The following is a 22,488-nucleotide window of genomic DNA, read 5'->3' as shown; positions in this document are numbered from 1 at the left end:
CGCCTGAAGGAAGCCAGGGGGTTGCTTCAGTATGGGGAATGGGGCAAGTGGTTGGAGGAATCGGTCAGCTATTCTCAAAAAACGGCGGAAAGAATGATACGCGTTTTCGAGGAGTACGGGCCTAAACAGCTCGAATCCTCTGACGCCCAATCTCCCACCGCCGACACCCAGGCGCAAGAACTGCCGAATTTGAACTTCACCCAGGCACTTATTCTCCTCGGAGTCCCGGAAGAGGTCCGGGGTGAGTTCATTGCCGAGTTGGATATGGATAACATAACCACCCGTGAGCTGCAAAGGAAGGTCACTGATTGGAAACTGGCCCAGGAAGAACGGGATCAGGCCCGGCAGGAAAACACCGGCCTCCGGAAAGTTGTGGATGAACAGGCGAACCAAATAACTCATCTGACCAAGGCTAACGACAACCTGAGGACCAAGTCGGAAGAGTTAAGTGAGTCCAACCGGGCTCTGGAACAGGATACCGAAAAGAAGCAGGCGGAGTTGGAAAAAGTCAAAAAAAGGGCATCTTACCAGACCGTCGAAAAGATGAGCAAGCGACTTACTGAGGTGTATAACAAGGCGGTGGCTAATAAAGTGGCTTTTTTATACGAAAACCTGGAAAAAACATTCAAGGAGCTGATGTGGGAAATGAAAGAGCTCTCCGCCAAGGAACCGGAGACACATGACCTGTTCAAAAAGAGTGTGATTGATTTCTTGCTGAAGTCGTTGAAGGAGAATGTGTATACGGAGAATGAGCAGGCATAAGATTTATCAGGAAAAGAATTTAATATCTGGGAGGGCAATAAAGTTGTAACCCGTGGTATTAGCGAGGGTAGATCATTTAATAGCACGGGCAAAATTATTGGACAGACATTAAAAAGAAAATTCTCTATATTCAGAACAATAGTTTCAGGGTATAATAATATTGGTACTCTGGAGAGAACATTTTAGAGAGGGGGAGAATTGATAAATTTAGTGATTTACGCGGATTTATTCTAATATTACATATTACCTATTACCTATTACCTATTAACAATATAAAAATTAAGGAGGAAAAATTAATGAGTGTACAAGAAGTAAAAGTAGCTTATACAGGTGCAGATCCTACAGCGTTTGGAGTTATGGGTTTGTCGTTGATATGTTTTGTGGCTTCATCTTCTAAATTAAGCTTTACTGATCCTAAAGCAACCGCTTTACTTGTTATTTGGGCAGCATTGTTGGGCGGGCTTGTTCAAATTATAGCTGCAATGATTGACTTCAAAAAGGGTAACGTATTTGGCGGCACAGTTTTAGGTGCTTATGGGTTTTTCTGGGTCGGAATGGCTTTTTCCTGGGCAACTTTGAATGGTATGTTAGGTGAAGGCATGAAAGCTGTAGCTGATCCTAAACAGTTAGGTGTAGTATTTGTTGGTTATCTTATTTTCTCTCTGTTTATCACGATAGCTTCTTTCGAAACGAACGTACCTTTTATTATAATATTACTTCTCATTGACGTTCTATTTTTCACCCTTGCTTGCGTATCATTTAAATGGGGTCCTGTCGCTTTGTATGCACAAATCGCTGGCTGGACAGAGTTTGCTATCTCCTTAGTTGGTTTCTATGCTGTCGGGGGAATATTTTTCAAGAACTTCTACGGTCGTGATATATTACCTATGGGCGCACCAATGGGTCTTATCAAAAAAGCTGCTCCTGCTCCTGCTGCTAGAACTAAAAGTGTCTAAGATAATATCATCAAAGTTTAGTGTAAATAAAAAGATCGAGCAATGCTCGATCTTTTTAGCGGGTGGGAATCCCGCCAAAACAAGGTTTAGCTAGCAAGCCCTTGGTAAAATTCAAGGACAGTGACGGTTGCTAGCGAAAAATAAGCCGGTTTGTAAAGGGCAGGGTTTAATTCACTTGAAAAAGTTCGATAGAGAAATATTTATTATTAATAATTATGTGTTCCTATGACTACTGGCTTACCGAATTTTCCTTCCAGTTTCGCTTTAATACCGTCAATGTCGATCGGACAGGCGGCAGTGTTTTTGGCCCTAACTACACAGGTGCCGATATGAATGGCATCTATATCCTGCATCAAATAATCAGCCATTTCCATAACTAAGCCGACTTTAGGCATAACCAGGCCAGGGCAATCGCCACAACCACTGAGACCCGCAATCTGAACGGAGTCATACTTAGCAAATTCACCCTCTTTAAGCTGAGCGGCTTTAAAACACTTCAGGCAAGCGATACAACTTACATCACGAATTTTAGAACAGGAAACAATTAAAATATTAGCCATTAATTTTATCTCCCCCTTTATTTTCGTTACGAAATATATTCCACAAAAACGTAAAGAATCCTCTAATTAGAAAATTTAGCAATATATAATAAGTGACTCAACTTTCGCACCGCAGTTGTGCGAGTAAAGCCTTGATATAACTGGGCAATTCACTGATCCAGTTGTGTAGTTGACTAAGCGATTCTTTATTCTTGGGTCTATTCGGTAGTAGATCAAGTACAAATGCCATCAATTGGCGCAATGCTGTTTTAAGTCCAAATCCATTACTTCATCTGCAAAAAGGTAAAACAATCCTCCTCGAGAGCGCTCATCGTTATTTTGTCTACGTTCCCACTCAAGGATGCGATAACGGGAAAAGACTATGACGAGTTAACGCCAATTATTGCGGAAAATATTTCTGAAGCTGATGCTAAAGCAAAAGCAAAAAGCAATTGAAGATGTAGGATTCACCTCTGGAAATTTTATTAAAGCAGCTATAGCAAAAGACCCTTCAACTACAAAAGGATTTTATGTTCTTGATTATGATGGTGCTGAAGTCAACCTAGAACCCACCACAGGTAAAGTTCTATATCTTCGTGATAAAAAGAATCATACTAATGTAACTAAAAAAGTTAAGACGCAAGATCAGGCTAAAGAATTTGCACAAAGCCTCTATAATGATTTGCAAAATAAACTTAATCTTACATCAGGTTATAAATTAGCCTATATAGATAGCAATCTCAGTGATGATTTCGTTCTTGCCTCCTTTCAAAAAGAGGCTATATCTGGTGTTATTTCCCAATTCGAACAAGTAAAGATTGGCTTTGATACAGAAGGTAAACTTGAATCCGTAAAGGAATTTTACACACCAGTTCAATCCACTGACGAAGTAGTAACAAAAGATCAAGCAATAGCAATTGCAACAAACAACCCTGATACTTTTCATAAAATGACAAATCCTAATCCTGAAGATGCTAAATTAGAGGTAGTTAGACCTAACTACTTTAAATACACTGATTTAGAAGATAAAGCTGTTTTAGCATGGGAGTTCATGAAGCTAGACGAGTTTTATGGATTGACGCACAAACTGGTAGCATTTTGGGTGGTGACCAATTAATGTAATTGCAGACAAAAATAGATGTCAGCCGATGTATAGACGTGAACCGGAGCGATGAACAAAATAAATTGGAGAAAGGTTTAAATATAGCTGAAAAGGAACTGCTGATTGACGCACTGAGGCGTGCTAAAGGCAATAAAGCGCTAGCCGCTAAAATCTTGGGAATTCACAGATCGTTAATGTATAAGAAATTAACTAAACATGGACTTGATGGTGAGGCTTTGTCTCTGGAGTTAAAAACTGAATGAACATCGAGTCGCCAAATAGAGACACCTGTCTCTATTTGGCGTGCATCGTCTCAAGCTGGAGACGTGAAAGTGCTTGTTTGGTATAGTTTGGTTTATATTCAAGTTAAACCATCACTAAATTCTATTGCCGAAATATCATCTAAAACTGGTACAAGTCAAGCAAATAACGTATAAAAGGATAGCAGGGCAGGATTATTTTCCGGGTCTTTTTTATTTCTTTGGAAAAGTTAGAAAATTGGATCTATTTTTGCATAGCTGTTTACGTAGGTCGAAAGGAGGGATTTCAGAAAGTAGGTTTAAGTGAACTATGTCGAGTTTAAAGGGGGTAATTGTTTGGAGATCAAAAAAATTGGTGTGTTGGGTGCTGGAACCATGGGTATGGGAATTGCTCAAGTCAGTGTTGAAGCAGGATATAGTGTAGTTTTAATAGATGTGGTTCCAGAAATAGTTGGAAAGGCAGTTATTCGTTTAAACCAAGTATGGGCCAAAGCAATAGAAAAGGGTAAAGTGACCGCCGAAACCGTGGCTAATTTTAATGCTCTATTAGTCAGCGGCACAGATATTAACGATTTTAAGGATGTCGACATTGTAATCGAAGCAATCGTGGAAGACATTGATATTAAGAAAAAAGTCCAAAAACAACTCGGTGAGATTTGTAAAAACGATACTATTTTAGCTACTAATACTTCAGCACTAAGTATTACTGAGATAGCTGCTGCAACGAATCGCCCCAACAAAGTATTGGGAATGCATTTCTTTAATCCCGTACCTGTTATGAAATTAGTGGAAGTGATTCCGGGTGTAGTAACAACCGATAATACTGCACAGGTAGTCATGGAATTGTCTAGGAAAATTGGTAAAGAACCAGTTCTGGCCAAAGAAAGTCCAGGCTTCATCGTTAACCGTATCTTAGTTCCTTATATGAATGAAGCAGCTAATGTTTACCAAGAAGGTATCGCTTCTGCTGAAGAAATCGATAAAGCTATGAAACTGGGCGCAGGAATGCCTATGGGCCCATTGGCTTTAGCTGATATGGTTGGAATAGATATTGTTTTAGCAGTCTGTGAATTTTTCGTAAAAGAATTTGCCGATTCGAAATACCGACCTTCGTTGGCATTTAGGCAAAAAGTACGAGCAGGGCACCTAGGAGTAAAGACTGGCAGAGGATTCTATGACTATAACATGTAGGCATGAGTGAGGAGAAGGTAATCGAAGAACGTAGCGGAAATGAGGTCGTTCCCAAGATCCAGAGAAATCTCATGGTTCATAATAGCTAACGCTAGTGGCGAGCCAAATCCTGCGTTGAAGAAAAATATGGAGGGATTAACTTGGATTATATGAGTGAATTCAAGCGCAAATTTGTATCTGCTGATGAAGCCGTCAAGGTTGTTAAATCCGGTGATGTTGTTCATTACGGTGAATTTATGATGAATTCTCATGTTTTAGATGCAGCCTTGGCTAAAAGATAAGATGAATTAAAAGGGGTAATTATCAGAACGGTATGCTGCCCTTTTCCGCCTCAAACGGTTATTAATGATACGGAACGAACACATTTTATTTTTAGTGACTGGCATTTCAGTGGGGGCTAACAGAAAGCTACATGATAGAAATTTATGCAACTATGCTCCGCTTACTTATCACGAAGGTCCCAGTTTTTTTGAGCGGGGTTTTGTACCTATTGATGTAGCAATGATCAAGGTGACTCCGCCGGATCGGCATGGCTATGTGAGTCTGGGAACATCAAATTCTATTACTCACGCCCTCTGCGACGCAGCCAAAATAGTTATTGCCGAGGTAAATGAGTCCGTGCCGAGATGTCTGGGGGGCTCACGTGAAACTTTACATGTATCTGAAATCGACTATTTCGTCCAGGGCGACAATCGACCTCTTATTCAACTTCCCGAGATAACTATATCTGATGTACATAGAAAGGTTGCAAAAATTATTCTGGAACAAATCGAAGATGGTGCCTATCTGCAGTTGGGAATCGGAGCTATGCCGAATGCAGTTGGTGCAATGATCGCCCAATCAGATTTGAAGGATTTGGGTGTTCATACTGAAATGCTGGTAGATTCATTTGTAGATATGTACGAAGCCGGAAGAATTACAGGTCTGCACAAACAGCTTGACAAAGGTAAGATGGTTTATACCTTTGCCATGGGTACCAATAAGCTCTATGATTTCTTAGACTATAATCCAATTTGTGCAAGTTACCCAGTCGATTATACGAATGATCCTGACATAATTTGGCGAAACAATAATGTGATTTGCGTGATCAACTCATCAAAGAAGCGGATGCCCAAAAAATTTGGGTAAGATCTAACAAGATATCTTAATTCGACGATCACCCGAATTCCCGGAAATGCTGAAAGGGGAAATTTTAGATGGCAATCGAACTGAACGAAGTTGTAATGGTCAGCGCTTGCAGGACACCTATTGGTGATTATGGAGGTTCGCTCCAACCGGTAGCAGCCAATGAATTGACCAAGATTGTTGCAACTGAGGCTATTAAGCGAGCGAGAATTGACCCAAAACAAGTCGATGAAATTGTAGCAGGAATGTGCTTAGGTCATGGTAATGGCTCTTGTCCACCTCGTATTGTGGCAATGGAAATAGGAATGGATCCCAAATCTAGTGCCTGTATGGTCAATCAGAACTGCGCATCAGCCATGAGAGCTGTTGAAATTGCAGCTATGAAATTGCAACTGGGAAAATACGATATTGCCCTGGTAACAGGCACAGAAAGTATGAGTAATATTCCTTACATTTCTACGACGACCAGATGGGGCGCAAAGATGGGCGACGTTAAACTTCAAGACGCAATGCTCGCCGATGGATTGGTATGCCAACTTGCGGGCTCGCACATGGGCGGAACTGCTGAGAATATAGCAGAGCTGTATGAGATTACCCGAGAAGAATGTGATGCTTTAGCAATTCTAAGCCATCAGAGAGCGATAAGGGCTCTTGATGAAGGCCGTTTTGAGAGGGAGATTGTCCCTGTTCCGGTCAAGAAAGGAAAGAAAGAGTACTTGTTCACCCAAGACGAGCATCCTATTCGAAATGCAAGCTTTGAAAGTATGGTAAAACTGAAACCGGTATTTAAAAAAGACGGAGTTGTAACTGCTGGTAATGCTTCAGGCCTTAATGACGCAGCTGCAGCGGTAGTTTTGATGACTAAGAAAAAGGCTGACGAGCTTGGAATTAAACCCCTGATGAAACTTATTAATATCTGTGATGAAGGTGTAGAAGCGCGCATCATGGGTTTAGGGCCAGCGGTTGCTATTCCCAGATGTTTGAATGAAGCCGGCATGAAGTATGAAGACGTTAATTACTGGGAAATTAACGAAGCCTTTGCGTCCCAAGTCATTGGGGTTGGCAAGAAGATTAAAGATGAAGCAGGTATCACTTTAAACATAGGTACCTTTGAACAGGAAGGTAACATTAACAACAATGGTTCCGGTATAGGGTTAGGACATCCTGTTGGTGCTACGGGACTGCGCATCATTGTTAGTCTTTACTATGAACTAGAGAGACTTGGAAAAACAGTTGGTGGTGCTTCTCTTTGTGTAGGTGGCGGAGCAGCTATGGCTTCTTTGTGGACTAGAGAAATATAATAATAGTAACGGAGGGAATATAAAGATGGCTTCTAACTTTGCAGTTAATAACATTAGAGACTTTGTTTTTTTAGCAAAGTTAGATACATTATATCTTTCAGAGTTGATTAAAGAAGAATACATTGATACGGGGTATTATAATTGGAAAGATAAGTTATAAGATACGAATAAGTATGCATATTCACGAGGGAAGAGAAGCACCTGAGGTATGTCCTGTCTGTGAACATCCTAAAGCATATTTTGAAGTTCGAGAACAAAACTATTAGGATGTTTCTTGACAAAATAGCAGCAACTCTGAAGATCAATTGGATCGGAAGTGGGATGCGGAGCTTTGTCGTTTGTTGGGGGAACGGACGCTGAATAATTCAGCGTCTATTTTGCATGCCAAATATTATGCCTCATTGAATTGAAGGAATTTAGTAACTTATCAAAAATGCTATTATAAACAACGTTTCCATAGTGTTGAACTTTGGCTGAATTCGTTGGGGGTTCGTACGATTACTCAGGGACTACTATATCCTTAAATGACATGTTGAAAGTCCACGATTCTAATAAGTTTGACGGATAAGAACTAGGAATTTATTGGTTATTATTTCTTGGATTGGAGGCAGTCAGCGTAAACCGGGGGAAACATTTTGGGTTTTTGGTATAATTGAAAAAAGTTCCGCAAGGCAAGTCATGGCTTTTTATGCAACCGATTATAAGCAGATTACATTCCCGCTTAAGTCGGGGAAACCATTCTCTGCGAGGGATAGCAGTGAGGCGATTGTTGGCATGGGAGTTCAGACGTATAAGTTAAGCGATGGTGAATACTTGGATTATGCCAATGTCCGTTATCGCGTCATTGGAAAATTCGGGATAGCGGAGGACAGCCCTTTGAAAAATGCGGTTTTGCTCAATAATTCGGCACTACTTAAACAACTAAATGTGCCGCTTGCGTTTGATGGACCTCATCTTGACGAGATAGGCGTCAATGGGATTTAATCTGTTGACTCTTCTTGCCGGCATGTAACCGAAGATGATACCGACGACGGCTGAAAATCCTACCGCCAGAAGAACTGTCGTTATTTGCATCCTGTAATCTATCCCAATAAGCTCGGAAGCTATATGCAATGAAGCTTCCCAGAATAAGTCCGAATATAAAATATGATGACTACCACTAATATGCTCCTTAAATTGAAAATTATGCAACACTTTGCATAGATCATCAAAATCAACATCGGATGTAAGGTCCACTGATTTTTGGAGTATGTCAGAAGATAAGTAGAAGAGATAATATACATTATCTCCTGAATTCTTACGTAACAGCTTTAAACTGATTTTAGGGAAGGCTTGTGATTTGCGGGTTTTAGAGATAGAACTCGTAACTGTAAAAGCAGTTAAGACCCAAAAAACTCAGGAGATAAGATTTTAGGCCTAAAAACGCAGAGGGAATCTTAGGGTTAACTAAAAAGAAAGAGGAGCGATGTATATGCCAACGACTAATGTACCAGCTCTCGACGCGTGGTTAGAATATCTTCGTAATACCAACAAAAGTGAAAACACCCTCCGAGCCTACCGTCAGTGAGTGTTAAGTTTTGCTGAGTGGTTTGAATCAACAAACGGCGAGGTGATCATCTCAGAGCGTGTCACGCCTACAGACTTACGCGAATACAAATCTTACTTACTAAATATGAAACGCAGTCCATCGACGGTCAATCTTTCCTTAGTTGCGATAGCGAATTGGCTGGATTTTAATGGGCGGAATATGCCAATGCCATCTAATGTTGAAGAGGTGCGCTCTGCACCTCAAGGACTAGATCGTCTTAGTCAACGCCCACTAACTCGTGCAGTGGAACGTGAAAGTGTACCAAGAGATATTGCGCTGATAACCCTTATGCTTAACACGGGCCTTCGAATTAGCGAAGTAGCTGCTTTAGATATTGAAGATCTCACCATAGGGGATCGTTCTGGAAGTCTCAAGGTAAGAATGGGGAAAGGGGGCAAATTCCGCACTGTGCCCCTCAACAGTGATACTAGGAAGGCTCTTTGCGCTTATTTGAACGGTCGTACAAAAGGACCAATATTTTTGAGTCAACGGGGGAAGGGAACCGGTCGTTTAACCTCCAGCGGAATTCGGCAGGTCATAGACCAGTACGCATATCTAGCGAAACTGCCAGATTTACATCCTCACGCCCTGCGGCATACGTTTGCTCGGAACCTTTTTAAGGCTGATGAAGGGCTGGAAATGGTAGCAGAAATCTTGGGGCACAAGAGTTTGAATACGACTAGGTCTACACTCAGCCGTCTGAGCAGGATAAGACGAACGCAGTGGAGAAGCTGTCTCTTAGCAATTAAAACTTAATAATTAATAGAGCAAAGACTGTTCTTTTCGTTAAGACAAGATATTGGGAGAGGGTTTCGGCGGAGGCCAGTTTTTATTTTGGGGCTGAAATGGCGAATATGTTTCCGTGGACGCAACATATTGAGACAGTAGCCTTGATAGAGCTGAAGTAGCCTGTTATCAGCGGTTTTCAGGGTTTTGGGTGAATTTACAGTGTGTTTTATCTGTATTAGCTTCAAATACTCTATTGAAGAAGATTGATATATAAACGATTCATGTCCCCCAAGAGAGTAATTAGAATTTGCAATTTGCATCTGTGTGTAAAATTATATCTTGCTCATTTTTTCACCTTCCGTAGAAGAATATTTAGGTTATGAGATCTTTTTCTATGACGAAAAGTCCATCTTCCTCACGCCATTCTGTTAGTATAGCATTATTTGCTTCATCATACTTTAGCAGGGTTTGCTCAATGATTTTACGGTTGTTCATAAGTTCCTCCTTTTGCTCATGAATGTTTGGTACTGGATAGTTTTCTGTACTCAAAAACAATAAATATAGCGTTTACATCCTTGGACCATAGCATTCGGATTTATTAAGAATAATTTTTTATATCATCGGTGATTATAACCACAAAAGGGGTTTTTCAATTTGAGCGTTACTTCTAGCAAAGTAGTTATAATAGGTAGTGGCTTAGTTGGAACAAGTATTGCGTACTCCAGTGTAATCCAAGGAATATGTACAGAACTCGTTCTTATCGATGCTAAAAAGGAAAAAGCAAAAGGTGAAGTCATGGATTTGAGCCATGGCCTCCCCTTTACTAGCCCAATGGAAATTCGAGGAGGAGAATATGAAGATTGTATAGGTGCTAATGTCATTGTGATTACCGCCGGGTCCAACCAAAAGCCGGGGGAAAGTCGCCTGGCTTTAGCCCAAAAAAATGTCGACATACTCCGTTCAATATTGGAACAAATATTACGGGTAGAACAGCAAGCTATTTTGCTTCTCGTGACAAATCCAGTGGATGTCTTAACGACTATCACACGGTCATATTCAGAACTAAAGGCAAACCGTGTCATTGGCTCAGGCACAGTTTTAGATACGGCCCGTTTTCGCTATATTCTTAGTCAGCATTGCCAAATAAGTCCTGGAAGTGTACATGCTTATGTAGTAGGTGAACATGGAGACTCAGAAGTTCCATTATTTAGTTCGGTGAGTGTGGCAGGAACTCCTTTCAGTTTACTTTGCCAAGAATGTAATAGGTCATGTGGAAGAGATTATCAAAAAGAAGTTATTGCAGAAGTACGGAAGGCAGCATATGAAATAATAAATCGTAAGGGAGCAACGTACTTTGGCATTGGTTTAAGTTGTACACGGATCTTGAAAGCTATTTTGAACGATGAACGAAGCGTATTAACAGTTTCCGCTTTGCTTGATGATCAATATAAGGAGTTTGGGGTTGCTATTAGTGTGCCGAGTGTCCTTGGTAAGGAGGGGATTCTTAGGCGTCTGCCACTTAGTATAACTGAAACAGAAAATGCACAATTTTTGAAATCAGTACGGGCCATACAAGAATCTGTTCATCAAATTAAATAAATTAGCAAATGGAGTCATAAAATACTTCCCATTGAATATAACTAATACAGTAGCATTCCGAACGACTCGTTCGATGTTGCTACCGAAAAGTACTCGCGTCAATCATTGACAATCTATGCGAGTGTTTTTTTTGTGAGGATTCCACCAGGGGTGGATTGACTAAGGTAAAAGTACTCATAATGAGATTGTGTTCAATGCTGAATGTGATGTAAGGAACTTATTGATCCTACACTTTAAATGTACTTAATCTTTGGAGGAAGGTTTAACTGGTTCCTTTTACTTTGGATTCCTTTTTCTTAAGCCATAATTCCCTCTCCTTTTACCCAAAAGAAAAAAGCCCTTAATTGGGCTCCTAGTGTATATTCTTTGATTTAATCTAATATGAAGTTAGAACTATCGTCCAATAATTTACATATTATACATTAAATTCTAAATATTAACACCTAACTCTAAACGAAAGGGGGACTATGATATGTTTTTCAGACCATTTTTCTTCCCATTTTTCAGCCCGTTTTTCTTTCCATTTTTCTTCCCATTCTTTATTCGACGGAGACGTTGGTAGTATTCAGACCAGACAATATTCTGATATAACATTTTGTACCAATTTAACCAATATATTAATATTATGTTCTATCTTTAAGTGAAGGAGGAAATGCAAATGGCATTCGGTGGTGTTGACTTAGATCATTGCAAACCAAAAAAAAGTTTTGAAGGAATCGCTATAGTTGTCGTAATTATTCTTCTGCTTATCGCACTAGGAATCGTATTCTAATATAGTCTCTCGGAATTTCGGTGAAGGAAACGAGCTGATGCCCAATAAACAACTGGAAATTGACTCAATCTAAAGAGAAATTCGGCAAATGCGCTATGGCTTTTAAAGATGGACAGAGCAAACAAGCGTCACTGTATCATGTATAAAAGAAGAAGTTAGCTTGCTTGGGGGAGAATTAATGGTTTAAGTCCATCAAAGCTCTCCTTCTGAAAAGAATACCAAGCATCCATGTGCTGACACATCATTATTCCGTAGATGCGGATGTACCACATTTTGGTCGAACGATGCCGTCCAGATTCAAGTTTGTAGTCGATCTTTTCACGCTTGTTCGAACGCTCAACCGAAGAGCGTCGGCTGTAAATCAAGGCCCACTTTTCAGAGTTGCGGGATGTCTTAGTAAACAGTCTACGGTTGCTCGACTGATTGGTATAGTAGGTACGACCATACTTCGCATTAGAGCAAGGTGTAGTGCATGAACAACGCGTACCACAAGAACGTGGACATCTTCACTTATTGCGATGTCGTAAATGATCATGACCGTTGGACTTCATCTTTAAGCCGATAGGGCAAATAGGAATACCCTTCGGTGAAATCTGGATATCACTACTCGTCTTTGAATTTTTCTTATTGCGACAGTTGAGATAAATAAATAGCTCGGTGTTTTGGTGATCCAGTAGGTGATAAATAGCATCGGCATCATGAGCGGCATCCAACAGCATTTTATCCACCGTGCCTAAGGTAAAACGTTGCTTGAATTCAACTGAGCTGACGACAAGACTGACAGCATCATGCCTGGAAGCGGGCTGCAGTCTTGGATACAGTGGCAAGTCGTAGTGACTGTCCGAAGCGGAAATCATGTAGAGATGATAACCGTTGAAGTACGTCTCTCGGGCGCTGTCCCAGCCCGCATTACAGTCGGGTTGGGAGTAGATACGAGGATGGTTGCAATCAGCAAGGCCTTGGGCACGACAATCACAGGTTGATTTACTGCGAGTATAAACCGAAGTAACGATGGGTGTTCCATCACCAGCCACAGTAAGGGAATTCGTGTCTCCAAAGTAAACCAAGATTAGCCGAAACGGTAAGGATTTGAGTCTGAAAAAAGTGGAATAAGCGATCGCTTGGTAAGTTCGATTTCCTGTCAGCGTGACGAATCATCCACTCGACTAGACGTTGAACCTTTCCCGGCGTGGTCGTCGGAGCTTTTTCACCCTTTTTACCCTTCTTAGGTTTCCGCTTACGCTTTATTAGCTTTTTAGGTTTGAGATTGTTTCCGCTGTCAGCCCAAAGGCGTTTGAAGAAGTCGTAAAAGGTACCGACACCGGGAAGATTACCAGGTTCGAAACCGCTAAGGATAGCGTAGTAGGGAATCCGCCTCATTTCGTTAACCCATTCAGTAAGACCTATTTCAGGTTTTGTCATGAGAAAGAGAAGATAGGAACGAAGCATGGAAGCAGGATCACGGGGTTCAGGGCCTTTAGCATCATAGCCATCCTGAAGCAGTGTGGTGATGTAAGACAAATCGGTTCGCCAGAATTTTGCAACCAAAGGCCAGTCTTTATTGACAACGACAAAGATTCCACCAGAATAATATTGGCGGAGACGAAGAAGAACGGAATCTTGATAGAGTTCATGAGAAATCAAAATAGGTTTCAACCAACCAACCCCAAATTTTGTAATCAAAGGAATAAAAACCCTTGTCACACGATTATGGGGGCGATTTGGAAAAGTCAAGTGTTTTCAGACGTTTTTGGTCAATTGAGTAAATTTTTATTACTTATGAATTTCCAGTTAAAGTCGATGACAAGCAAAATTCCTCCCGCTAAAAGAGGGAGGAATGCTATAAGGTTGGTTCAGGAAAACCCTTGTCCCAACCGCCTCGGCTAATGCCGAGAGTCTATAATTTGAAGAGGGAGGAGCATTTTTATGGCAACTGGAGTTATTAAAGCCGGTGCTTGTGGTTTTACTATTAATGTTAAAGCAGTAAGCGGTGATGGACACAAAGTAAAACTCAAAATATCAAGTGACTGTCCGAATTACCAAAAAATTGCGGCAGAACTGGTTGAAGTCGATGCCTTTGAAGAGATTTTCAAGAAACTTCATATGGGAAAAGTTTATGAAGTCTTTGCTAAGCATAGCCCGCATCCCAGTTGCCCAGGTGTTTCTGGGATTATGAAGTCGATAGCAGGGTTAGCTTTGCCACAGAATGCAAGCATTAGTGTAACTAAGGAATAATTTTTAAAAGAATAACCTTTTTGAATCAAAGGGATGTCGCAGAAGGCCACATAGATGATTAATAAGATTGTCTATGGGCCTTTTTTCTGTTGCTTACTTACTAATCAAGATCAGCAACCCGGACAAGGTGATCTTTGCCGACCCGGAAATCACCAAAGGGGAACGGATTGGCGTCTGGAGTCGAGATTGATGTTGAAATACAATTATAAAGAAAGCTACCGATATATTAATATATAAACGGTGGCTTTCTGTTTTTATAGTATTGCTTTTATCAAAATTAAATGTTATAATCAAGTTTACTATTGATGTATATAAAGTATACCAATTTAACTATAACATATTTTAAGTAGAATGTCAAGAGTTATTTTGAAAAATATTTTATTTATTTTTCTTTTGGAGGTGATCCTATTGTCATTTGAGATTATGAATGTATTTTCATCCTTGATACAAAAACAAGCAGTTGATGAAATTGAAAAATGTAATGATTTTACTTTTAGATTTTTTGGATTAACTTTATCTCGCCAAGATGCCCATTGAACTAGTTGAAACGAGAACTTTTTCACTAAAAAGTAATGGACGTATTGAATTTGGTGGTGGCGTAATTGATAAAATAATCAAGGAGTTTTGTGATTCTCCTTAAAAATATATTGAAAGAAGTTTGTCGAAGATTGCGACTAGTATAGAAAATGCACTAAAATTAAATACTCTTAGTAAAGTATTCATAACCTCAATTAATCCGGATTTAGAACCTAAAATCCACTTTGAATCCAGTGTTAAAATGGATGATGAAGAATACAGAAGGTTAATAGAAGAATTGCTTAGATGTAGATATTCATCTGATAAGTTAGAACTTATAAAGGAAAAAGTAAAATCTTTTGATGACCTTGAAGATATATTACTTGATGCACAATTAGAAGAAGAGGAATTTGTTTCGTTGTTTAATACTCTCGGAGATGTTGAGATTGCAGCAATGATTAGAAGACATCCGTTTGAATCGGATGTTCAAGCTGTGGATTTATCAGAAGCGGAACAGGTAGTACGATTATACTTAGAAAATTATATTAAGCAACTTCCGACTAACAGACAAAAGCAAATTCTCCAAATTGCAAATCATCTTGTAGGGGATTGATATCTGGGAAAATAGTTTAAAGAAAAGATACAGCCATCGGTACTTTAAGGGGAGGTAATCACAAAAGAAAGGAAAGGATTTATGAATACAAAAAATAAAATATTCATTTTCATAAATAATTTATATAAGATAAATGCGAGGACAAATATATTTTATGAATTACCGAAGAACGATGATTTTCCTCTAGGTAATTACGTTGCAAAATATATAATATTCCACGAAAAGGAACTTAATAATTATCTTAACTATATTGATAGTGTAGAAATAAATGATTTTGCTAAAAAAGTTGCAGGATACTCTACTGAAAGAACAATTAAAACTGTAATAAAATTAAACCAGTATGTAGAAGTAGATGCTATATTAGCTAATAAGTTATATGATTTATATGAAGATTTTATGGTTAAAGTAATCGAAAAGTTGTATTTAAATGGTTCGATTAATTTTGCCTGGATTAATAGGATTGTTATGGAACATCAATTAAAGCTGAGAAGTATTTTGGGTACAATTGATGAATTAAGGATCTTCTCTAATACTAAGAAATTCGTAGAACCAATTCCTTGTTCAGAATACAGTGTAGCTTTACAATTAAGGATTCTAGATATCAACATAGAAAGAATAAAAGAACCTATTTTAGATTTTGGATGTGGGAGCAAAGCTACATTAGTTCATTATTTAACAAAATTAGGGTTAGAAGCCTATGGGGTTGATAGGATTACAAATAATAAATTATATACAATTCAAACTGATTGGCTTAATTATGAGCTTAAGCCAAATTATTGGGGAACTATTATATCGCATTTATCGTTCTCAAATCATTTTAAAAGAACTCATTTTAAAATGAATGGTAATTACATTGAATATGCAAGGAAGTACATGGAGTTATTAAATTCTCTTAAGCCAGGTGGAGAATTCTACTACACTCCGAATTTACCGTTTATTGAGCAATTTTTATCACCTAAATCTTATAAAATAAATAAAAATTTTTTAAATTATGATATCCAGGAAAATAGGGAACCTTTAGATATTATGTCTGTAAGAATTGAAAAATTAATTAAAGCGACAATTGAAAATGAACAACAGATTCAAGCTCTTAGTATTTATTAAAAATATATAAATTATTAAATTATAATTGGAGGATAGTAACATGGAACAAAAAAGTATGACAGCATTGGTTAGTGCTTTTGCAAGAGCCTATCATGCAACAAATAATGATTTGAAAATTTTTAATGATTATTTGGCTAAAGTTATTTTAAGTGAACAAGAATATAACCAAATTGCTAGTATTATGTCTCAAGGAATAAAATTCTTTAACCCGACATTCGAAGGTACAGAGGAAGAAGCACTAAGGTGGATTGTTGACAATCAACTATCTCCATCTCCACTTGGTAGGGCTGCATTTGCTGAAAAAGCTCTTGAAAATTCAGTTGAAATGGGGGCGGAACAATATTTAATTTTAGCTGCAGGATATGATACATTTGGATATCGTCAACCGTCATGGGCAGAGAAACTACAAATTTTTGAATTAGAGCATCCTATAACATTACAGGATAAGCAAAACAGACTGGGAAAGGCTTGCATTGAAATTGCTAACAACGTCCATTTTATTAAAAGTGATTTCACAAAAGGTGATTGGGATAAACATTTACTAGAATTATCTATTTTTGATAAGAAAAAAATAAGTTTTTGTAGTCTACTTGGCATAAGTTATTATTTACCGAAGGAGACTTTGGAATCATTGCTGAATAAACTTAGTATGTTAATACCTCAAGGAAGTACTATTATTTTCGATTATCCAGATGAGAACACTTATACTGATCAGGCTGGAGTTAGAACGAAAAAACAATTGGCGCTAGCTGGTAAAGCAAATGAAAAAATGCTTGGAAGTTACTCTTTTAGTCAACTTGAAAGTTTACTATCAAAAAATAATTTTATAATTTCCCAACATTTAACACCTAATGAAATTACTATAAAATATTTTGATAATTATAATCGTGTAAATTGCGGACACAAAATAACTGCATTTGATAATGTTAATTATTGTCTTGCTACTAAGAAATAATGTCCTTTATAAAATAATATAGGAATAGTAGAAATTATTTTACTTAATACACAGAAAATTCTAAGTAAATGTCAACTATATTCGATAATGTTCTCCATACCTCGAGTTCAAAAATCGGACCCAGACATCAATTCTGTCCTCTCGAGCCACACAGAATATAGGAGGTGCACTGATTGCAGATTCAAAAGATAAGAATTGTATCCAATAATATATCCTATGGTCCAGAACCACTTCTTGAAGACGAAGTGGAACAGCATTTGACTATAAGTGCTAGTGGCAGAGTATGGTTTACAGGATATAAGTATGCCCAATGGGTTTGGCAAATTTGAGATTTCCAGAAGACAACAGTTTGCTATCGGGAAAGCTGTAGCAAAAGAAATACTGACGCTTTTTTCACAATACATAAATAGTAACCAACTGGTTTGTTATGCTACTGATATAGGCAATTGGGAAATGGTCATTACAGATACTGAAGGTAAAGAATACACTTTCAAAGGTTCACTTTGTGGTGGAGTGACTGTTGGAGATATTGATTTGACTTATTATTTGCGAGAACAAATTCCACCCCTGACGAGGGGCCTATTCTTTTTGTATTTTAATTTTCTTTGTGTCACCAGAAAAGTTTAATAATTCGTTTAATTCAATGAAAGAAGGGATAAATTGAATAAGCGTCTAAATGATGTACTTAATTTTTTTGAAAATCAACTCCCTGCTCATTACGGCTGTCTGCAACCAAGATATACACATGTACAAACAGCAGTGTCTATTGCTGGAATACTTTCATCATACTCAAGTACAAATACATTTATTGTACATGCTCCTGTAGGTACAGGTAAGACTTTTGCCCAAAAAGAATTGAACAGGCTGTTTTAGAGAATGAATTACGAGAATTCTTGATTTCCTTTGGATTTGATGCTTTAGAAGGGGATCGGCTCGAATTCGAACCTAGATTCGAACCTAGATTTAGGAATTGACTTAAAGTGCACTTTAAGTGATATGCTTTTAATTGGGAGGCTTAATATGGAAGATTTAGAGATAAATAAAGCAGCAAAAATTGCAAATTTAAAACCTCATACTCTGAGATATTATGAAAGTATTGGACTTATAAAAGATATAAAAAGAAATCCAGCAGGAAAAAGACTTTATGGGGAGTCGGATTTAAAGTGGCTAGAATTTATAAATAGGCTTAGATCAACTGGAATGAAAATAAGTAAAATGAAGGAATATACTCAATTAAGAAATATTGGTGATGAAACAATTACGGAAAGAAAAATCATATTAAAAGAGCACCTAAGTACAATAGAAAGCAAAATCGAGGGACTATTGGAAGTTAGGGATTATGTTAAAATGAAAATTAAAATTTATATTGAAATGGAGGAAGAGATTAATGAAAGAGGAAAGTAGATATGAACGAGGATATGAAAAATTACGTGAGGTGGATGGAAAAGCTGGAGAAGAGGTAAAAAACAGTTTAAATGAAATATCCCCAGATTTAGTAAAATATATAATCGAGTATTCATTTGGAGATATTTATTCAAGAGAAGGTTTAGATTTAAAATCAAAAGAAATCGCTGTTGTTGCTGCATTAACTGCATTAGGTAATGTTGAGCCTCAATTAAAGGTTCACTTGAATGGTGCATTGAATGTAGGTTGTACAATTAATGAGGTTAAGGAGATAATACTTCAGATGTCTGCATATTCTGGATTTCCAACATGTATTAATGCTATGAATGCTTTTAAAGATGTATTAAATGAACGTCATAAGCAAGGAATTAATGATCTAATTGGGGTCAATCCAACAAATGAGGCAATATCTTCTATAGACAGGTATGAAATTGGAGTCAAGGAACTTTCTAAATTAGATTGTATGCAGGTTGAACGGCTTGAAGGGGTTTACAATGATTTTTCACCGGACTTGGTAAAGTTAATAATTCATAGTTATGCTGATATATTTTCAAGAAGCAACTTAGATATAAAATATCGACAAATTGCAACAATTGCAGCATTAGCAGCTTTAGGTAATGCTCAGCCTCAACTAAGATTTCATATTAATGCAGGATTAAATATCGGATTAACGGCAGAAGAAATAAAAGAAATCATGTTATTACTTACTGTATATTCAGGATTTCCGTCAGCCATTAATGGAACGAATATTCTAAAAGAAGTATTTATTGAAAGGCAATAATAGTTATTAAACTCAACTTTCGCATAGCGAAAGTTACCTCAAACCCAGCATGTATCTAGGTTAGGACAAAATATTTTTGTTTATTGACAGAAAAACACCTTTCCAATTGGTAAAATGGAAGTGACCAAACAACCATTAAATCCAAACCAGAAAGGTGCGTATCTAAATGTTACATCACAACTCTCTGTCTGAACAGAGTCAAAATCAACTTTCTTCAATTTTTTCTTCTCTTAAATTAAGTCAACTTCTTCGAACAACAGGAATCCGCAAAATCCTATGGGGTCTCAAGCTTCGCTGTCTTCCAAATCATATTTCAGTTAGTTTTCCAGGGCCGTAATTTATACCCTTACTAGAAGGCACCCGAGCAGAATCTTTTCCGGGTAAAGACGTAGTTTATCGGTTTCTTAATGAATCCCGTTATAACTGGAGACGTTTCTATCAATTACTCAGTCTTAAAGTTGTTGGGCGATTTGAAAAACTCACCTCCGCACAGCGTATCCGTGTTTTTATCGTCGATGATTCTGTAATGGGACGAGAAAGGAAGCCCGAATCTTTGACCATGTTTCTGGTCGTTTTATCCGTGGCTCTGATGAATTTACGACTCCCGGAGTAGGTATTGCAATAAACAGCTAAAATGAAGTGTTTGCTGTAGACGTCGGAGAAGGCAAAATCAAGAGGATTGATAAAGACGGTAAAGTAACAAATATACTACAAGGGCTAAACAGCGTGGTTGGCTTGTTGATTGAAGAAAATGGCACGTTCTATATTGCTACATGGGGAGACGGAACTGTTCATCAATTTAACAGCGAAAAAAAATCCTGATAATAGACATTGGGGACATTGCTGCAGCAATGTCCCCAATGTCTGTAAATCTTCCTTTCCCTGGTTTTTCATCAAAGTATTCTTGAATAAACTCAAGCAATCTACGCTTTCCATCTCAGCACCTGTCCATCTGACAGATGCTTTTCTTTCAATCTTTTATAGTTTATTCCCTGTACTCCCACTCCACACTCAAGTGCAATTGCAGCTGCTTTGCCCTTGACACCCTCCCGACATTTCTCTGGAAGAGGGATTTTAAATCGAGATACTACCTTATGGGGAGGTTGGGTCATTCTTGGAAAAAATTGAAGGCGGTCATTATGACCGACGTTGGGCGGATATTCATATGACACCAGAACAATCTGTTCAAGCAAATTTAGATATAAATGGTAAAAATATGATGTTGATGCATTGGGGAGCATTTACATTAGCTAATCATGGTTGGAAAGAACCAATAGAACGAGCATTTTAAGGGGCAAAAAAAGTAGAAGTAAACCTAATCGCCCCCAAAATTGGTGAAACTGTCCTATTAGATTCAGACCTACACATTCCGTCTTCCGCATGGTGGAATTCGAATTTGGGAAACAAGTAGCTAGTTACTTACATTATAAAGCCGTAAATTAAAGGACTTGGTGCTTGTCATTCTCAAAAGGCACAAAAGGCACAAAAGAGCTCTTGACATGGAGTTAACTCCAAGTGCTAGCCTCTATTTAGTAGTGAAGACAGACATCCAGCTATCCGCAATCGGATTGGGTTGAATCTGTAGAATTGAAAATTGAGGTAGTAATTAAATTAGAAAGAGGAAGACTTTTGAATCGAAAAATGTCACGCAAGCTGGCCATTGATCTCGTAATGACAGTACTCATGTTGGTGGCAATGGCTTCCCTTATTACTGGAAACACGATTCATGAACTGTTGGGAGTTTCCATGTTTATATTATTTATAGTCCATAATTTTTTAAATCGACGATGGTATCAGACGGTTTTGACGGGAAAGAACAATGTACTTCGTGTTCTTAATACAGCGGTTAATCTGCTTCTTCTTGTAACGATGGCGGTGCTGATGGTAAGCGCCGTGCCGATTTCTCGTGCCATATTTGCCTTTATTCCGATAAACAATGGAATGATTGTACGGCAAATACATGTTCTGGCCGCATATTGGGGATTTATCCTCATCGCTGTACATCTGGGAATGCACTGGAGAATGATTTTAAATGCAGTGCGAAGGATAACGGGAATTACCGGCACGAGCCGTATCCGCACAATTGCGGTGCGTGTCTTGGCGGTGTTAATAGTTGTCTATGGAGTGCAGGCTTCTTTCGACAGAAATGTGGGTTCCAAGCTAATCTTCTATTACACATTTGATTATTTGGACGTTGATGAATCCACCCTGGGGTTTTTCATTGATTACCTATCCATCATGGGAATCTATATCTGCGGGACTTATTATGCTCTGAAATTTGTTCAGAAGCGGGAAGAAGCTAAGGCTTTCAAAGAGCAACTCAGATAATCTGATACAGGGAAAGAATCCCTAACTGGACAGTATACGCATCCTTATAAAAAATTTAGATAATTCTAGAATACGGGGGAATGAAAATTGGATCGTCGTGAGTTTATTGTTAAAAGTGGAAAAACTTTAATAACTTACTCTATTTTAGGTACCGGTTTACTTAGTTTGACCGGTTGTTCATCTAACGAGGAAACTATGGACGCAAGTACTGAGGGTACCGCCAAAGAACTACCTGAGAGTGCCTCCAAAGAACAACCGCTTTCAGAAACAAAAAAAATTCTTGTGGCTTATTTTACTCATTCCGGCAACACACGCGAAATTGCTAATCAAATTCACGAAAGCACCGGCGGCGATATTTTTGAAATCCAGACTGTCGATCCGTATCCCGGCGATTACGATAAGGTAGTGGAAATAGCAAAGCAGGAACAGAAATTGGCTTACCGTCCCGCACTTAATACAAAGGTTGAGACCATGGACTCCTACAATACAGTCTTCATCGGTTATCCCAACTGGTGGGGAACGATACCAATGGCGGTATTTACATTTTTGGAGGGATACGATTTTTCCGGAAAAACTATTGTACCGTTTTGCACGCACGAGGGAAGCCTTCTGGGGCGAAGCGTTACAG

At 38.4% G+C, this 22,488-nt stretch carries 31 protein-coding genes and 3 pseudogenes; 29 read left to right on the top strand and 5 right to left on the bottom strand.

The features are described from left to right. On the top strand, positions 1 to 762 hold a 762-nt coding region (locus tag M8E35_RS24845; protein ID WP_252473665.1), incomplete at its 5' end, for a DUF3102 domain-containing protein. Between the two features lie 296 nt (positions 763 to 1,058). After that, positions 1,059 to 1,718 (top strand): acetate uptake transporter, encoded by a 660-nt coding sequence (locus M8E35_RS24840; protein ID WP_252473664.1) that lies wholly within the window; start codon positions 1,059 to 1,061, stop codon positions 1,716 to 1,718. A 206-nt stretch (positions 1,719 to 1,924) separates the two neighbouring features. On the opposite strand, the gene M8E35_RS24835 is transcribed toward M8E35_RS24840, so the two are convergent. Then, entirely contained in the window at positions 1,925 to 2,278 is a 354-nt protein-coding gene (locus tag M8E35_RS24835) for a CGGC domain-containing protein (RefSeq protein WP_252473663.1), read from the bottom strand. A 97-nt stretch (positions 2,279 to 2,375) separates the two neighbouring features. Continuing rightward, positions 2,376 to 2,641: pseudogene (locus tag M8E35_RS24830) on the bottom strand (IS4 family transposase); the annotation flags it as partial. A 19-nt stretch (positions 2,642 to 2,660) separates the two neighbouring features. Here M8E35_RS24830 and M8E35_RS24825 point away from each other — a divergent pair. The 9 genes from M8E35_RS24825 to M8E35_RS24785 all read left to right on the top strand — a co-directional run bounded on the left by M8E35_RS24825 (position 2,661) and on the right by M8E35_RS24785 (position 9,580). Next, positions 2,661 to 3,374: a hypothetical protein gene (locus tag M8E35_RS24825; protein ID WP_252473662.1), complete on the top strand. Its 714-nt coding sequence runs from the start codon at positions 2,661 to 2,663 to the stop codon at positions 3,372 to 3,374. 5 nt (positions 3,375 to 3,379) lie between these two features. Then, complete coding sequence (locus tag M8E35_RS24820) at positions 3,380 to 3,622, top strand: helix-turn-helix domain-containing protein (protein ID WP_252473661.1); 243 nt, start codon at positions 3,380 to 3,382, stop codon at positions 3,620 to 3,622. Between the two features lie 333 nt (positions 3,623 to 3,955). Beyond that, complete coding sequence (locus M8E35_RS24815) at positions 3,956 to 4,810, top strand: 3-hydroxyacyl-CoA dehydrogenase family protein (RefSeq protein ID WP_252473660.1); 855 nt, start codon at positions 3,956 to 3,958, stop codon at positions 4,808 to 4,810. Positions 4,811 to 4,950: 140 nt separating this feature from the next. Further along, positions 4,951 to 5,091 carry a hypothetical protein gene (locus M8E35_RS24810; RefSeq protein WP_252473659.1) on the top strand — a complete coding sequence of 47 codons (141 nt, stop codon included), beginning with the start codon at positions 4,951 to 4,953 and terminating at the stop codon, positions 5,089 to 5,091. Positions 5,092 to 5,155: 64 nt separating this feature from the next. Beyond that, entirely contained in the window at positions 5,156 to 5,938 is a 783-nt protein-coding gene (locus M8E35_RS24805) for an acetyl-CoA hydrolase/transferase family protein (RefSeq protein ID WP_252473658.1), read from the top strand. Positions 5,939 to 6,006: 68 nt separating this feature from the next. Beyond that, positions 6,007 to 7,236, top strand: a complete 1,230-nt coding sequence (locus tag M8E35_RS24800; protein ID WP_252473657.1) for a thiolase family protein — start codon at positions 6,007 to 6,009, stop codon at positions 7,234 to 7,236. A gap of 173 nt (positions 7,237 to 7,409) precedes the next feature. After that, complete coding sequence (locus M8E35_RS24795; protein ID WP_373887482.1) at positions 7,410 to 7,502, top strand: rubredoxin-like domain-containing protein; 93 nt, start codon at positions 7,410 to 7,412, stop codon at positions 7,500 to 7,502. Positions 7,503 to 7,818: 316 nt separating this feature from the next. Continuing rightward, a complete protein-coding gene (locus M8E35_RS24790) occupies positions 7,819 to 8,220 on the top strand; it encodes a hypothetical protein (RefSeq protein WP_252473656.1) in 402 nt (133 codons plus the stop codon). Positions 8,221 to 8,803: 583 nt separating this feature from the next. Next, positions 8,804 to 9,580 (top strand): tyrosine-type recombinase/integrase, encoded by a 777-nt coding sequence (locus M8E35_RS24785; protein ID WP_252473655.1) that lies wholly within the window; start codon positions 8,804 to 8,806, stop codon positions 9,578 to 9,580. 345 nt (positions 9,581 to 9,925) lie between these two features. Here M8E35_RS24785 and M8E35_RS26635 read toward each other — a convergent pair whose 3' ends face one another. Beyond that, complete coding sequence (locus tag M8E35_RS26635) at positions 9,926 to 10,048, bottom strand: hypothetical protein (RefSeq protein WP_289711006.1); 123 nt, start codon at positions 10,046 to 10,048, stop codon at positions 9,926 to 9,928. A gap of 159 nt (positions 10,049 to 10,207) precedes the next feature. Between M8E35_RS26635 and M8E35_RS24780 the strand changes: the two genes are divergently transcribed. Further along, positions 10,208 to 11,152, top strand: a complete 945-nt coding sequence (locus tag M8E35_RS24780; RefSeq protein ID WP_252473654.1) for an L-lactate dehydrogenase — start codon at positions 10,208 to 10,210, stop codon at positions 11,150 to 11,152. A gap of 1,278 nt (positions 11,153 to 12,430) precedes the next feature. On the opposite strand, the gene M8E35_RS24775 is transcribed toward M8E35_RS24780, so the two are convergent. After that, positions 12,431 to 12,958 carry a hypothetical protein gene (locus M8E35_RS24775; RefSeq protein WP_252473653.1) on the bottom strand — a complete coding sequence of 176 codons (528 nt, stop codon included), beginning with the start codon at positions 12,956 to 12,958 and terminating at the stop codon, positions 12,431 to 12,433. Further along, positions 12,948 to 13,607, bottom strand: coding sequence for a hypothetical protein (locus tag M8E35_RS24770; RefSeq protein ID WP_252473652.1), 660 nt, complete (start codon positions 13,605 to 13,607; stop codon positions 12,948 to 12,950). Before M8E35_RS24770 ends, M8E35_RS24775 begins: the two co-directional genes overlap by 11 nt. 243 nt (positions 13,608 to 13,850) lie before the next feature. Between M8E35_RS24770 and M8E35_RS24765 the strand changes: the two genes are divergently transcribed. The 17 genes and pseudogenes from M8E35_RS24765 to M8E35_RS24690 form a co-directional block, all read left to right on the top strand. Then, positions 13,851 to 14,159, top strand: a complete 309-nt coding sequence (locus M8E35_RS24765; RefSeq protein WP_252473651.1) for a DUF6951 family protein — start codon at positions 13,851 to 13,853, stop codon at positions 14,157 to 14,159. A 54-nt stretch (positions 14,160 to 14,213) separates the two neighbouring features. Beyond that, the gene (locus M8E35_RS24760) at positions 14,214 to 14,396 is read left to right on the top strand and encodes a hypothetical protein (RefSeq protein WP_252473650.1); all 183 of its coding nucleotides are present in this window, start codon (positions 14,214 to 14,216) and stop codon (positions 14,394 to 14,396) included. A 171-nt stretch (positions 14,397 to 14,567) separates the two neighbouring features. Further along, positions 14,568 to 14,696: a hypothetical protein gene (locus M8E35_RS26800; protein WP_309446509.1), complete on the top strand. Its 129-nt coding sequence runs from the start codon at positions 14,568 to 14,570 to the stop codon at positions 14,694 to 14,696. Then, a complete protein-coding gene (locus M8E35_RS26795) occupies positions 14,686 to 14,799 on the top strand; it encodes a DUF6323 family protein (RefSeq protein ID WP_309446508.1) in 114 nt (37 codons plus the stop codon). The genes M8E35_RS26800 and M8E35_RS26795 overlap by 11 nt, the downstream gene beginning before the upstream one ends. An 18-nt stretch (positions 14,800 to 14,817) precedes the next feature. Further along, entirely contained in the window at positions 14,818 to 15,288 is a 471-nt protein-coding gene (locus tag M8E35_RS24750; RefSeq protein ID WP_252473649.1) for a hypothetical protein, read from the top strand. 81 nt (positions 15,289 to 15,369) lie between these two features. Then, on the top strand, positions 15,370 to 16,392 hold the full coding sequence (locus M8E35_RS24745) for a class I SAM-dependent methyltransferase (protein ID WP_252473648.1): 1,023 nt from the start codon (positions 15,370 to 15,372) through the stop codon (positions 16,390 to 16,392). A gap of 40 nt (positions 16,393 to 16,432) precedes the next feature. Further along, positions 16,433 to 17,347, top strand: a complete 915-nt coding sequence (locus M8E35_RS24740; RefSeq protein ID WP_252473647.1) for a class I SAM-dependent methyltransferase — start codon at positions 16,433 to 16,435, stop codon at positions 17,345 to 17,347. Between the two features lie 173 nt (positions 17,348 to 17,520). Then, positions 17,521 to 17,676, top strand: coding sequence for a hypothetical protein (locus tag M8E35_RS24735; protein ID WP_252473646.1), 156 nt, complete (start codon positions 17,521 to 17,523; stop codon positions 17,674 to 17,676). Next, complete coding sequence (locus M8E35_RS24730; protein ID WP_252473645.1) at positions 17,651 to 17,974, top strand: hypothetical protein; 324 nt, start codon at positions 17,651 to 17,653, stop codon at positions 17,972 to 17,974. The genes M8E35_RS24735 and M8E35_RS24730 overlap by 26 nt, the downstream gene beginning before the upstream one ends. A 33-nt stretch (positions 17,975 to 18,007) precedes the next feature. After that, positions 18,008 to 18,220, top strand: a complete 213-nt coding sequence (locus tag M8E35_RS24725; RefSeq protein ID WP_252473644.1) for a hypothetical protein — start codon at positions 18,008 to 18,010, stop codon at positions 18,218 to 18,220. A 147-nt stretch (positions 18,221 to 18,367) separates the two neighbouring features. Continuing rightward, the gene (locus M8E35_RS24720; protein WP_252473643.1) at positions 18,368 to 18,751 is read left to right on the top strand and encodes a MerR family transcriptional regulator; all 384 of its coding nucleotides are present in this window, start codon (positions 18,368 to 18,370) and stop codon (positions 18,749 to 18,751) included. Next, positions 18,735 to 19,532 carry a carboxymuconolactone decarboxylase family protein gene (locus tag M8E35_RS24715; RefSeq protein WP_252473642.1) on the top strand — a complete coding sequence of 266 codons (798 nt, stop codon included), beginning with the start codon at positions 18,735 to 18,737 and terminating at the stop codon, positions 19,530 to 19,532. The genes M8E35_RS24720 and M8E35_RS24715 overlap by 17 nt, the downstream gene beginning before the upstream one ends. Before the next feature lie 166 nt (positions 19,533 to 19,698). Continuing rightward, positions 19,699 to 20,117: pseudogene (locus M8E35_RS24710) on the top strand (IS4 family transposase); the annotation flags it as partial. 54 nt (positions 20,118 to 20,171) lie between these two features. Further along, positions 20,172 to 20,354, top strand: coding sequence for a hypothetical protein (locus tag M8E35_RS24705; protein WP_252473641.1), 183 nt, complete (start codon positions 20,172 to 20,174; stop codon positions 20,352 to 20,354). Positions 20,355 to 20,570: 216 nt separating this feature from the next. Then, positions 20,571 to 20,943 (top strand): annotated as a pseudogene (locus M8E35_RS27095) (MBL fold metallo-hydrolase); the annotation flags it as partial. Between the two features lie 218 nt (positions 20,944 to 21,161). Continuing rightward, positions 21,162 to 21,860 carry a DUF4405 domain-containing protein gene (locus M8E35_RS24695; protein ID WP_252473640.1) on the top strand — a complete coding sequence of 233 codons (699 nt, stop codon included), beginning with the start codon at positions 21,162 to 21,164 and terminating at the stop codon, positions 21,858 to 21,860. A gap of 87 nt (positions 21,861 to 21,947) precedes the next feature. Further along, the coding region (locus tag M8E35_RS24690) for a flavodoxin (protein ID WP_252473639.1) at positions 21,948 to 22,488 on the top strand (541 nt) is incomplete at its 3' end.

It is taken from the genome of Desulfosporosinus nitroreducens, assembly GCF_023897015.1.
Classification (GTDB): domain Bacteria; phylum Bacillota; class Desulfitobacteriia; order Desulfitobacteriales; family Desulfitobacteriaceae; genus Desulfosporosinus; species Desulfosporosinus nitroreducens.
The sequence above is the reverse complement of the archived record's forward strand: the minus strand, read 5'-3'. Positions and strand labels throughout refer to the sequence as shown.

What these genes read in the sequence shown, in the direction of transcription:
- M8E35_RS24795 (WP_373887482.1), top strand. Translation starts at nt 7,410, where the DNA reads ATGCATATTCACGAGGGAAGAGAAGCACCTGAGGTATGTCCTGTCTGT.
- M8E35_RS26795 (WP_309446508.1), top strand. Translation starts at nt 14,686, where the DNA reads ATGCCCATTGAACTAGTTGAAACGAGAACTTTTTCACTAAAAAGTAAT.
- M8E35_RS24715 (WP_252473642.1), top strand. Translation starts at nt 18,735, where the DNA reads ATGAAAGAGGAAAGTAGATATGAACGAGGATATGAAAAATTACGTGAG.
- M8E35_RS24805 (WP_252473658.1), top strand. Translation starts at nt 5,156, where the DNA reads ATGATACGGAACGAACACATTTTATTTTTAGTGACTGGCATTTCAGTG.
- M8E35_RS26635 (WP_289711006.1), bottom strand. Translation starts at nt 10,048, where the DNA reads ATGAACAACCGTAAAATCATTGAGCAAACCCTGCTAAAGTATGATGAA.
- M8E35_RS24730 (WP_252473645.1), top strand. Translation starts at nt 17,651, where the DNA reads ATGCCCAATGGGTTTGGCAAATTTGAGATTTCCAGAAGACAACAGTTT.
- M8E35_RS24835 (WP_252473663.1), bottom strand. Translation starts at nt 2,278, where the DNA reads ATGGCTAATATTTTAATTGTTTCCTGTTCTAAAATTCGTGATGTAAGT.
- M8E35_RS24720 (WP_252473643.1), top strand. Translation starts at nt 18,368, where the DNA reads ATGGAAGATTTAGAGATAAATAAAGCAGCAAAAATTGCAAATTTAAAA.
- M8E35_RS24800 (WP_252473657.1), top strand. Translation starts at nt 6,007, where the DNA reads ATGGCAATCGAACTGAACGAAGTTGTAATGGTCAGCGCTTGCAGGACA.
- M8E35_RS24745 (WP_252473648.1), top strand. Translation starts at nt 15,370, where the DNA reads ATGAATACAAAAAATAAAATATTCATTTTCATAAATAATTTATATAAG.
- M8E35_RS24765 (WP_252473651.1), top strand. Translation starts at nt 13,851, where the DNA reads ATGGCAACTGGAGTTATTAAAGCCGGTGCTTGTGGTTTTACTATTAAT.
- M8E35_RS24840 (WP_252473664.1), top strand. Translation starts at nt 1,059, where the DNA reads ATGAGTGTACAAGAAGTAAAAGTAGCTTATACAGGTGCAGATCCTACA.
- M8E35_RS24760 (WP_252473650.1), top strand. Translation starts at nt 14,214, where the DNA reads ATGATTAATAAGATTGTCTATGGGCCTTTTTTCTGTTGCTTACTTACT.
- M8E35_RS24740 (WP_252473647.1), top strand. Translation starts at nt 16,433, where the DNA reads ATGGAACAAAAAAGTATGACAGCATTGGTTAGTGCTTTTGCAAGAGCC.